Below are 12,025 nucleotides of genomic sequence, written 5' to 3'. Positions count from 1 at the left end.
AAACGGCAGGCGCGAAGTCACCCGGCAATGCGCGGAGACGCCGCCTTAATATCCCCGCGCCAGATCGACCACGTGCGTCAGCGGTTCGCCCGCCAGGAAGCGCGGCATGTTACCCAGGAAGCGCTGCACGGAACGTTGGAACATCCGGTCCTGCGCGCGGCCCGAAAGGTGCATGGTGACATGCGCGTTGGGCAGCGACCACAGCGGATGGTCCTGCGGCAGCGGCTCGGGCGTGGTCACGTCGAGAAAGGCCGCGCCGATGCGCTTTTCGGCCAGTGCGGCCACCAGCGCGGGCTGATCGACCACCGACCCGCGCGCCACGTTGACCAGCGTCGCGCTCGGCTTCATCGCCGCCAGTTCGGCCGCCCCGATCATGCCATCCGTTTCCCCCGTGGCGGGAACGGCCAGGATCACCCAGTCGAATGCCCCCAGCCGCGCGCGCCAGGCATCCGGCGTCAGCACGCCTTCCCCCGGCGTGCGCCGCACCACCGTCACGTCCACGTCGAACGCGCTCAGCAGGTGCGCCACCTTCTGGCCGATCGCGCCATAGCCCAGCAGCAGCGCCCGGCTGCCGGCCAGCTCCATCTTGCCCGGCGAATCCATCAGCCATTCGTGCCGGTCCTGCGCGCGCACCACCTCGCGATAGCCCTTGGCGATCGAGAGCATCCCCAGGATCACGTATTCGGCGATGGTGATCGCGTTGATCCCGGCGCCGTTGGTGAACGTCACCCCGCGCTGCGCCATGACATCCAGCGGGAAACCATCGACGCCGGCATAGATCGAATTGAGCCAGCGCAGCTTGCCCGCGCGGCGGATAGCCTCGGCCATGTCGCCCTTGTCGTGCAGATCGAACCAGCCGATCTCCGCCTCGGGCGCCAGATCCATCAGTTCGTCCGTGTGGCGGAAATAGCGCGGCTCGATCCCGGCGGGCAAATGCCCTTCCACAAGCGGCGCCGCGAGGGCGTTCATCACGAGCACGGTCATTGACGCGGTTCTCTCCCCGGTGTTGTCTGATGACAGCGTAACGCGGAGAGTTCGTCAATGAAACTGGTTACAGGACTGATCGTGCTGGCAGCGGCAGTCGTTCCGACGATCGCACACGCGCAGGACGAAGGAGCGGCCGAAGTGATCGTCTCCGCCATGCGCCGGAACGCGGACGACTACTCGGCCGACATGCCTGCCGTCGGGCTGCGCCGGACAGCCGACTTCGCCATTCAGGAAGTCACCATCACGGGCGATACGCGCGATGCCGGCCAGCGCGCGGACGAAATCTACGCCATGCTTGCCAACGCCATCGCGGGGGCGTCAAAGGCCGGAGTCCAACTCGCTTTTGGAGAGCGGGTAGTGCAGGCGGTCACGTTGAAGAACTATCGCGACCTTTCACTAGAGCGCGACAGCCGCCCAGACAGCCAGCAGCTCAAGTTCCTGGTGAAATCGCCACTGGCTGCCGGCACCGATGCGGCGAGCGCTCAAGCGCGCATCAACGCATTCATCAAGGCCGTGAAGCCTGTGGGACGGGCGCTGATGGAAGCGAGCGGCGACCTCACTCTTTCCGTTGTGGCCCCGGATCAGTATCGGGGCGCTATAGCCGATGCGATCGCCGCGGATGCCCGAACCCTGTCCGCTCGTTTCGGACCCGACTACGCCGTCGAGGTCGAAGGGCTTAACCGGCCAGTAGAATGGGCGCGCGCCGGCCTGTCGGAAGTGCTGCTCTACATCCCTTACAAGCTCGTCATCGTTCCCAAGCGATAACAGGCGTCACAACGCACCGCGAAAGCGTTCGCGCATCGGCGGCGCATGAAGGCACTGCGTGAAGCTGAAGGGCCGCGTGGTCAGAGGTGATATCGTGTGCGCCGCAGGATGCAGCGGGTTGAGCATGACCACGTCCGCTTCGGGCAGCACGCGCGAACGGATCGCGGCGAGGAGCGAGCGGCGATCGGCCAGCCAGGCCGTGACGAAAGCGCGCGCCTCGTCCTCGTCGTCGTCGGGCACGCGTTCGGGGATCGCATCGGCTTCGGTCCAGCCCAGCACGTAGTCGTCCGCCGCGCTGGCGGGTCCATCGGGCAGGTAGCGTAGGGCGACCAGCACGGCGAGGCCCGCTTCGGACGCGAAGTTCACCACCGGAACGCCCGGCGGGGAATAGCGGCCGCCGTGGCGCAGCGTGCCCGCCCCATCCAGCGCGACATGCGCGGAACGGGTCAGCCGCCACAACCGCATCAGCCGAGCTTCCACTCCCAGCCCAGCGGATCGCCGTCCATCACCTCCACGCCCTGCGCCGCCAATTCATCGCGCAGCGCGTCGGACTTCGCGAAGTCCTTGTCGGCGCGCGCAGCCTTGCGTTCGGCCAGTACGGTCTCGATTTCGACTTCGGCAATCTCCGCGCCCTTCGGCCGCAGCCGCAAGGCGGCGCGGTCGAGCGTAAGCAGGTCCAGCCCGAGTACCGCGTCCATCGCGGCGATCGCGGCCAGCTTCTCTGCGGGATCGACCTTCTTCAGCGCGATCACCTCGTCCAGCACCGTCAGCGCGATCGGCGTGTTGAGATCGTCAGACACGGCGGCATCGAAGCGTTCGAGCAACGGCGCCAACTTCGGCCCCGGCGCCGCGGCCGGACCACCGGGCGCGCGCTCTTTCAGTTGCCCCACCGCCATCAGCATCCGCTTGAGCCGGGTCAGCGCGGCGGTCAGCCCTTCCCACGAGAACTCCAGCTCGCTGCGATAGTGCGCCTGCAGGCACAGCATCCGGTAGGCGAGCGGGTGGTAGCCCCGGTCGATCAGCAGTTGCAGCCGCAGGAACTCGCCCGACGACTTGGACATCTTGCCCGACCGTTCGACCAGAAAGTTGTTATGCATCCACACCTTCGCGCCGGAATTGGCCGGCACGTCGAGCCCGTTGGTGCAGCAGAACGCCTGATTCTGCGCGATCTCGTTAGGATGGTGGATTTCGCGGTGATCGATGCCGCCGGTGTGGATGTCGAACGGGAAGCCCAGCAGCTTGCCCGACATCACCGAGCATTCGAGATGCCAGCCCGGCGCGCCGCGTCCCCACGGCGAATCCCATTCCATCTGCCGCTTTTCACCCGGCGGCGTCTTGCGCCAGATGGCGAAATCGGCCTGGTGGCGCTTGCCGTCGACCTGCTCGATGCGGCCTTCGCCCTCTTCCGTGGCGGCGCGGGCCAGCCGGCCATAGTCCGCCACGGTCGAAACGTCGAAATACAGGCCGCTCGGCAATTCGTAGCAATGCTTGTCCGCGATGCCTTCGGCGAAGGCGATCATCTGCGGCACATAGTCCGTGGCTATCGACCAGTGCGCCGGCTGGCGGATGTTGAGCGCGCGAATGTCGGCCCAGTAGGCTTCGGTGTAATGCTTCGCGATGTCCCAAATGGATTGGGCGCTGGCGCGCGCCATCTTCTCCATCTTGTCCTCGCCCGCGTCCGCATCGTCGGTCAGGTGGCCGACATCGGTGATGTTGATGACGTGGGTGAGCCTGTAGCCCTTGTAGCTCAGCGTCCGCCCCAGCACGTCGGCGAAGACATAGGCGCGCATGTTGCCGATGTGCGGGTAGTTGTAGACCGTCGGCCCGCACGAATAGACCCGTGCCTCGCCGGGATGGACCGGCTGGAATTGCTCAAGGCTGCGGGTCAGGCTGTTGAACAGCGTGAGCGGGGCGGATGGCGGGGTGGGTTGCATGGGCCATGCCCTTGCCCCGCCCCCCGCCATCCGGTCAAGCGTCTCCGTTCAGGCCTCGCCGTTCAAGCCCCGTCATTCAAGGCCGCGCGCAGTTTCCGCCCTCTTCGCGACACTGGCCGTCGCCCAGCAGGTCATCGTTGCCCGTGCCGGTCACCGGTTCGTCGATCAGCGGCGCGAAGCCCGGAGGGGTGATCTCGTTGATCTGCACCAGCGGGCTCTGCGTGAAGCTGTCGGCCGTGGGCACCGTGTTGGTGCCCGGAGGCGGATCGAGATAGGTGACGATCACGTTGCGCACGTCGCCATCGTCGACCCGCTTCGGCGTGCTGTCGCACGATCCCGGATTGGCCAGCAGGCACCCGTTCACGGTGGAGCCGGTCGCAAAGGCGCCATTCACGGAAATCCGCGGAATGGCGGCAAGGCCGGTCTGACCGCCGACGATGCCGTTGATCGCGATCTGCGTGGGCGCCTGCGTCCCGCCCGCGCGGATGGTCAGCGCATCGACCACCAGCCCGCGCCGGTCGTCATAGGCGGTGCCGGCCGCCGTGTTCTGGACCAGGAACCGCTGGCCCACGCCAACATCCAGCGCGCCCGCCTCGATCACGGTGCGGCCGGCGGCTACGCCGTCGTTGGCGTCCAGCCGCTTGCTGATCGCACCGAGATCGGTGAGGTCCGCAATGGCTGCGCGCGCCGCGCCCGTCACCGCGACAAGGCTCGCGCCCGAAACGGACAGCGTGCCCCCACGGCCCTGCCCTTCGAGCAGGCGGATCGAGCCCGTTACCGCGTCGATGAACGTGCCACCGCTGGCGTCGATCGCCAGCGTATTGCCGGCCATGCCGTTCATCGTCACGGCGCCGCCGAACGAGGCCGTGCCCGCCGTAATCAGCCGCAAGGTGCCGGTCGCGCCGATCTGGCCATCCGTGGACACGCCGTTGGCCGCAACGGTGCTGCCGGCCGTGCCGGTAAGCGTGCCGACCTGGAGCGAAGGTCCGGCATTGATCGTCAGATCGCCGCCCGAATGGATGTTGCCGAACTCCGCGTTGGACAGGCGATAGCCGGTCTGGCCGGTCAGCCCGTCGCCCAGCAACATGCCCGACTGGCCATTGTTGATCAGCGTGATCGCGGTGGTGCGCGCCGCTGTGCCAAGCACGCCCTGCGTTCCCAGATCGAGGTCGGCCGACCGGAACGTGATGGTCTGCCCCACCGCACGCTGACTGACCGCGATCAGCCCTTGCGCCGTCACGTCCACCGCCGTGCCCGCGTCGATGATGCCGCCACGGATATCGCCACCGATCAGGGTGATCGAACCGGTCGCCTGCATCGTGCCGAAGGTCAGCGAGATCGGATCGATCAGGATGTTTCCGCCAGATGTTGCGCTGCCGATCTTCGCCGTATTCACCACCGTCAGCGTCAGGTTTCCACCGGCGGAAAGGCTGGTCACGTCAAGGTCGTGGGCGGTGCCCACCAGCGTCGTGCCCGCGCTGATGCCCGCGCCGGTGAGGCCGCCGGTGGCCGTCAGATTGACCGCACCCGTCCCGGAAATCGTACCGAGATCAAGCGCCGTACCGCTGATGGTGATGTTGCGCACGCCGGTCGTGGCGCCAAGCCGCACGCTGCCGCTGGACAGCAGATCGACATCGCCGTTGGACAGCACAGTGGAGCCGATCGCGATCGGGCCGGTAGCCGTGATCGCCGCATTCCCGCCGATCGACAGCGTATCGAGCACGGTGAAGGCGCCCGGCGTCACGAAACGGGCCGTCGGCGCCGCATGGTAGCCGGTCAGCGTGCCGGTCGCGATCAGGCTGCCGGCAGCAATGTTTCCGCCAAAGCCCAGCCCGATGTCCCCGGCCGTGGCCTGCACGATCCCGTTGCCCGATAGATCGGTCGCGCCCGACAGGTTCAGCGATCCGGCGGTCAGGTTCGCGCCGGTGAGGACGATGCCCGCGCCGGTCGATTGCAAGTCTATCGTGTCAGCGATGTCGGCGGAGCCGCCGTCGAACGCCAGTGTGCCACTGGTACGGATGTCGAGCGTGCTGCCATTCAGCGTGCCTTCGCCCAGGAAGCCGAGAGGCGCGCCGCCCTCGCCCAGACCGATCGCGATGGCATTGGCCACGTTGACGTTGCCCAGGCAGATCGAGCCGGTTGCGCAAGCGCCCGGTTCGGGAGCGCTTGCGGGCGCGTACGGGGAGAGCACGTCGGCCGAGAAGTTGCCGCCGAAGAAGGACGCGCCCCGCGCATCGATCGTTTGCCCTTCGAGCCGGATATCTCCGCCTCCGGCGTCAACCGACGTACCGGCGCCGACGAACAGTGTCGTTGCCGGCACTGACGGCGGGTTGGTTGGCGGCGGGAAATTGGTGCCCGCCGAAAGCGTGATGCCAGGAGTGCCGCTGACCAGCCCACGAAGCGCGCCGCCCGCCTGGCGCTTCTGCCCGGACGTGCCGGTGTTCGCCAGCAGGCTGTTGTTCTCGGCGATCCGGATATCGGCGCCGCTGCCCATGTAAATGGTGGAGCCGGCGGTCACGCTGTTGCCAGCCGGCATCCGGATGTCCCGCCCCGCCCGGATGTCGACAAAATCGGACGCAGCGATGGTGCCACCGCCGTCATCCTCGCCCAGAATCACGTCGGCGGGGTTGGAAAAGCCGAAGGGCGTGCCCGCGTTGGCGGTAATCGTCAGACCGCTGGCGTTACGCAGCGTGATCGTGCCGATGGAACGCAAAAGGATGTCGCCATCAGCGAAATAGCCAGTGTGCGCGCCGCCATCGATAAAGCCGGTGGCATAGATGTCGATATTGCCGCCAGCCTGCACCGTGGCCGTGTCCGACAGAGAGAAGCCATAACCGTTGTGCGTAAGGTCTCCATCGAACCGCAGCACGGCGCAGGACTGATCAGCGCAATCGATCGAATAGATCGAGGTGGTGCCGTAGACATTGGTCAGGCTGGAACTGCTGGCGTGGATGTAGCCGCCACCCCCGCCCGTGATGTCCAGGCCATAGCCAGCGTTGATGTTCAGCACGTCACCAATATCGATCACGCCACCCGACAGCGCCTGCAGGTTGACCGGACCGGCTCCCAGAAGCGTTAGCGAGCCGGCGACATTGATGCCTCCGCCATCTGTCACGATGGAAGCGGACGGATAGGCTCCATAGTAACCGGAGGCATCGACAAACAGCGACTGGAAGTCCAGCGTTGCCGCGTTTTCACCGCCACGGTTCTCGATATAGAAGGAACCGCTGCCCCCTTGTCCGGCATTGACCGGCGGCCCTTCGCCTCCCGGGTACACGAACTGGCCCGTGACGTTCACAGCCGTATTTCCGGCCGCGAAGCTGCTGACGCCACCGCTCTCATCGGGGGCGACGAGCAACCGCACGGTTCCGCCCGACGAGGCATAGGCAAATCCATAGCCGGTATAGCCTGCCGCGCCCGCTGGAATCGGGTTCAACGGTGTACCGCCAGCCGGGCCGCCAGCGCCACCAAAGCCGCCCTGCGAATTGAACTGCGTGGTGCCAATGGCATTGAATGCGGTTTCGCCCAGCGTCAGGTTTCCACCGTAGAGGCTGACAGAAATCTGGCCACCGACACCTTCGCGATCTACGCCGCCATTACCCCCGTTTCCTCCGTTCCCGCCTATGGCGCTGTTGCTGGCACCATTCCCGCCATAACCACCGCCGCTGCCAAAGCCATTCGCCTCGAACGTGATCGATCCATCGACGCCCAGTTCGATCCGGCTGCCGATCTCGCTGGTGACAAAGATAGCGCCGCCGGTGGCCACGCCACCATCGCCGCCATCGCCGCCCCGCGCACCCGTGCCATCCTTGGCGTTGGAACCGCTGCCGCCGAAACCGGAAATCGCGCTCGCCAGGAACTTAGCGGTATACTCCTGGCCCAGGGAAACCTGCCCGCCCTGCGTGGCAACAAGGTTGATGGTGCCGCCCGTGGCGTCGCCGCCTGTGCCACCCCGCGCGCCGGCGCCGGTTGTCGCATCGGTGCCGAGCGAGCCTGCTCCATCGCCGCCCCATGCGCTCGCCTCGGCGGTGAAGCTGGTTCCCAGAAGCCGCGAACCTTCATCGCTCACGGTGAACGATACCGTACCGCCGGTCGCCTGACCGCCATTGCCGCCCAGCGACGCACCGCTTTGTTGCGGGAAGATATCGCCCGCAGCGAAGCCCCCGCTACCGCCATAAGCGTTCGCCTCGATATACGAGCGCCCCAGATCGATCAGGCCACCATTGCGGACGCTGATATCCAGGCTGCCGCCACTGGCATTCCCGCCCAATCCGCCGTTGGCGACCACGGTGCCACCGCTGAACCCGGCGTTGCCGCCCTGGCCACCATTGCCCCCTTGGCCGTCGGCTGAAAAGCCGTAGGTGCCCTCGCCACTGGTGAGCGTGAGCGACGATGGTCCGTTGATCGCCAGTACCGCGGAGCCGCCGTTGCCCGCGCCACCATTGCCGCCCGCGCCCGCCTGGTCGATCTGGCCCCCGCCTTGGCCACCCCGACCGCCGTACCCGTCGGCGTTGATGTTGACATTGTTGATGATGGCGCCGGTCTGATTGCCCGATACATTCAGGGCGACCGCGCCTCCGGTTCCCATGCCGCCATTGCCGCCGGCGAACCCAAGGCTGCTCGATCCGCCATCGCCACCATCGCCCTCGGCGGAAAGGTATGGCGAGAACAACGTGACGTTGCCGCCGGTGACATTGATGGTGGCCGATCCGCCCTGGCCATCACCGCCGCCGCCGCCGCTCGTTCCGCTGAGGCCCGACTGCCCGAACCCGTCAGCATTGACCGAGAACGTCTGATAGTTTCCGTCCAGCGTGCGCGACGTGAAATCCGATTCGATCGTGAGCGTGGCCGTGCCACCGACGGCATCCCCCCCGCGTCCGCCGCCACCGAACACGCCACCATAGCCGCCGGAACCACCGGAGCCGTAGTAATAGGACGAGAAATCGCCCGGCAGGCCGCCGCGAGCTGAACTGTCGAGCAGGGTACGCGTGGCGTCGAACCGCCCCGCCCCGATGGTCAGTTCGACCGTGCCGCCCTGCGCCGCGCCGCCATCGCCGGTGATCAGACCGGCGTTCGCGGACGATCCACCGCTGCCGTATTGATAGATGTTTCCGCCCTGTCCGCCCTGGCCGGCTGCGGAAAGGGTAACTTCCAGGTTCGTTGGGTTGTCTGGATCGTCCGGCAGGTCGATCAGTTCGCCCCCGTTCACCAGCAGCGATACCGTGCCACCCTGACCATAGCCACCCGTGCCGCCCTTGCCGGGCGCGGTATCCACCGTTCCGCCCTGGCCATAGCTTTCGGTGGAATAGCCATCGAAATAGTCGGTATTGCCTTCGGCCCGCAGCACGACCGCATTGCTGGCGAGCGAGCCGCCGTTGAGCGTCAGGCTGGCATTGCCGCCCACGCCGGCGCCGCCGTTGCCAGCGTCGATCCCGGCATAGGAGTCCTGATACGAACCCGCCCCGCCGCGTCCGCTCGCCTCGATCGTGAGGCTGGCAATGCTGGACGTGCCGCCGTTGACGGTGAGCGAAGCGGTGCCGCCCGTACCCGCCCCGCCATCGACCGGGGTGGTCAAGCCATAACTGTCGCCCTGCCCGCCAAAGCCGTTGGCCGAGATGGTCAGTGTATCGATCGTCGCGGTGCCGTCGTTGATCGTGAATTCGGTCGTCCCGCCAACGCCTTCGCCCCCGTGCGGATGGCCGGAGGAAGGCGGAGCAGCGAATGCCGAAACCGTGCCGCCGGACAAGGCCGCGAAACCGAGATTGCGCACGGCGGTGCCAAGGCTGTCAAGCGTGACCGATCCCGCCGTCAGCGAAGCGTTGAAGCCATCGAGCGAGAGGGACACATGCCCGCCGGTGCCAAGGCCCGACCGCGCACCTCCGCCATAGTTGTACCCCGCATAGCCGGAGGACGTAAGCGAAAGGGAATCCGTCGAAAGCGACGAATCCTCGATCTGCAACGTGATGTCGCCCGCGGTGCCGTTGCCGGCGCCGTCCAGATCCTCCGCGCCGGTTGCTTCGGTGGATGCGCTGAGCGCGCCAGAGAGAGCAATGGCGCTGCCACCGCTGGCCGTGATGGAGATGTTGCCCGAAACGGCATCCGTGGCGGCGCTGCTCGTCCCGCTCGCACGAGCGCTGGCCGAAAAGTAAGACGAATCGATCGTGCTCGCGCCGCTGACGTTCACCACGATGTCACCGGTGCGCGATGCGCCCGCGAACGGAGACGTGCTATACGTCTCGAGCGAGATACCCTGCGGCGTATCCAGCGTGGAACCGTTGGTCAGAGACAGCCGCAGAGTGTTCGGGCCTATGGGCTGGCCGGTCTGCGGGTTGACGGCGCCTGCAGTCCCAGCTGCGGTGCTGTACAGCGACAGGCCGTAGTTCGAAGCATCATCGAATGTCAGATGCGCGGCATCCAGCGTGAGCGAGACATCGCCGACGGCAGCGGATTTGCTAGCCGAGGCATCGTTGGACAGGCTGAGTCCGCCCAGGCTGAAACTGCCGTTGGCGAAGCTGGCGGAAACGCTTCCGGTGCGGGCATCGTAGAGGACGTTGTCGCTTCCCAGCGCGGTGCTGGAGCCGGCTTCCAGGAACGTGGCGCCGGCCGCGAAGATGCCATCCGCCACGTTCAGCGAAACGTTGCCCGCGCTCGACCCCGCGCCCGCGACCGGAAGCGTATAGATGTAATAGCTAGACGGGCTGTCAGGCCTGCCCAGCGCTTGCAACCGCAGCCACTGCCGATCGCCATCCGGGCCGATCTCCACGCTGGAATTGACGCCGCTCTGCGTGAAACTGATGGTCCCGGCGTCGGAACGGCCGAAGTTCAACGCTCCCGCGCCACCATAGGCGTTGGCAGCCAGAAGCGCCTGGCCAGTCACGGCAAGCTGGCCATTGGTGATCGTGGTGGTGATCGAGCCGCCACTGGCATCCTTGCCGGTGCTGCCCGCCAGGAATTGCTGCGGATTCTGGGGATCGAATTCGATGCCACCCTTGCCCGAAACGTCCACGTTGAGATCGCTGCCGACCGCCAGACGCCCCCCGCCGGTGAGGGTTATGGTCGCCGAGCCGCCAACCGGGCCGGTCGTGGCGTCGATCTCCAGAATGCCGCCGGTGCTGATCTGGTGGCCCGCCGCGGCCGAAAGCCCGACCGCGTTGCGCGCGCGCAGGGCGACAAGCTGGGTGGACTGGAAGTTCGTGGACGAGGCGGTGGCATCGACATCAATGCGGTCGCTGGCCGTCGCGAGGACCTGGTTGGACGTGGTGAGCCCGGAGACGGATATCCGCCCGCCCGCTGCCGCCGGAGTCGCGGGGAAGTTCACGTTTCCGCCCGACACGTTGTAACCGGCGGACAGCGTGATCGTGCCATCGATTTCGCTGTTGGCGGCAACGGCGGGCGCATAGCCCAGCGAACCCGACACCAGCATGGTGGTCACATCGTTCTTGGGCACGGTGACCAGATATATCCCGTGGTAGGGATCGCTGAAGGTGGCGGCCGCACCGGTGGTGGTGCCGGTGTGGACCACGCCGTTGGCATCGGTGGTGCCGGTATCGACCGTGATGTTGAACAGGCCGTTGTTCACCGTCAGCGTCGCGGCTTCGGCCCCGACATAGGCGACCGCCCCGTTGGCGCTGACCGTGCCGCCCTGCACCACGCGCGGCGCAACCAGCGCCACATAGCTGCCCGGCGCCACCGTGGTGATCTGCGCGCCATTCTGCACCGTGATCGAAGCGCCGGCGTTCGGCGCCTGCCCCAGGGTGATCGCGCCGTTCGCTCCCGCGAACTTCTGCCCATCGGGATTGCCGGCATTGATCGTCACCGGGCTGGCCGTCAGCAGCAGGCTGCCGACGTTGAACGCGCCGGAGGAGCCGACCACCCAGCCGGTCGGGTTATAGAACCAGATGCGGCCGGCATCGCCGGAATTGACCGTGCCGTTGATCTGCAACGGCGATGCCCCCGCCGCGGACGAGCTCACACGGTTGAGCACGGTATAGTCGCCGGAAACGCTGGTATCGGCATTGAAGGTCAGCGTGTTGCCGGTGGGCAGGAACACCCCGCCCGCGTCGGTCGCCGTCCAGTCCACCAGCGCGTCGTGCGCGTTCACGGTGATCGTGTCGCTGCCGGCCGCACGGACCGGCGCGTTGGCCCCGAATACGACCGTGGGCGCGCCATTGACGGCTTGAGCCCAGGCCGGCCCGGCCAGCGGAATGGCGTTGATGATCAGCGCCGCCGCGCCGGTCGAGGCGCCGGCGAGCAGCTTCTGAAGAACCCGGCGCGTGCCGGCCTTGCGGGAAGCCGGAGCGTTGCGCCCCGCGTGGAGTGCCGATTGAACCATGGCCTTG

General features: G+C 66.8%; 5 protein-coding genes. 1 reads left to right on the top strand and 4 read right to left on the bottom strand.

Annotated elements, in window-relative coordinates; all coding sequences use genetic code 11:
- Positions 1 to 45: 45 nt before the first annotated feature.
- A complete protein-coding gene (locus NMD1_RS12605; RefSeq protein WP_125955017.1) occupies positions 46 to 984 on the bottom strand; it encodes a D-2-hydroxyacid dehydrogenase in 939 nt (312 codons plus the stop codon).
- A 57-nt stretch (positions 985 to 1,041) separates the two neighbouring features.
- Between NMD1_RS12605 and NMD1_RS12600 the strand changes: the two genes are divergently transcribed.
- Entirely contained in the window at positions 1,042 to 1,752 is a 711-nt protein-coding gene (locus tag NMD1_RS12600; protein ID WP_199558120.1) for a TonB-dependent receptor, read from the top strand.
- Positions 1,753 to 1,758: 6 nt separating this feature from the next.
- Here the strand turns inward: NMD1_RS12600 and NMD1_RS12595 are convergent, their stop codons facing one another.
- From NMD1_RS12595 to NMD1_RS12585, 3 genes are all read right to left on the bottom strand, one after another.
- Positions 1,759 to 2,217 (bottom strand): RES family NAD+ phosphorylase, encoded by a 459-nt coding sequence (locus NMD1_RS12595; RefSeq protein WP_125955016.1) that lies wholly within the window; start codon positions 2,215 to 2,217, stop codon positions 1,759 to 1,761.
- Positions 2,217 to 3,686, bottom strand: coding sequence for a cysteine--tRNA ligase (gene cysS / locus NMD1_RS12590; protein ID WP_125955015.1), 1,470 nt, complete (start codon positions 3,684 to 3,686; stop codon positions 2,217 to 2,219). Before cysS ends, NMD1_RS12595 begins: the two co-directional genes overlap by 1 nt.
- 76 nt (positions 3,687 to 3,762) lie before the next feature.
- Positions 3,763 to 12,018, bottom strand: coding sequence for a hypothetical protein (locus tag NMD1_RS12585; RefSeq protein ID WP_125955014.1), 8,256 nt, complete (start codon positions 12,016 to 12,018; stop codon positions 3,763 to 3,765).
- Between the last annotated feature and the right edge of the window lie 7 nt (positions 12,019 to 12,025).

It is taken from the genome of Novosphingobium sp. MD-1 (assembly GCF_001014975.1).
Classification (GTDB): domain Bacteria; phylum Pseudomonadota; class Alphaproteobacteria; order Sphingomonadales; family Sphingomonadaceae; genus Novosphingobium.
The sequence above is the reverse complement of the archived record's forward strand: the minus strand, read 5'-3'. Positions and strand labels throughout refer to the sequence as shown.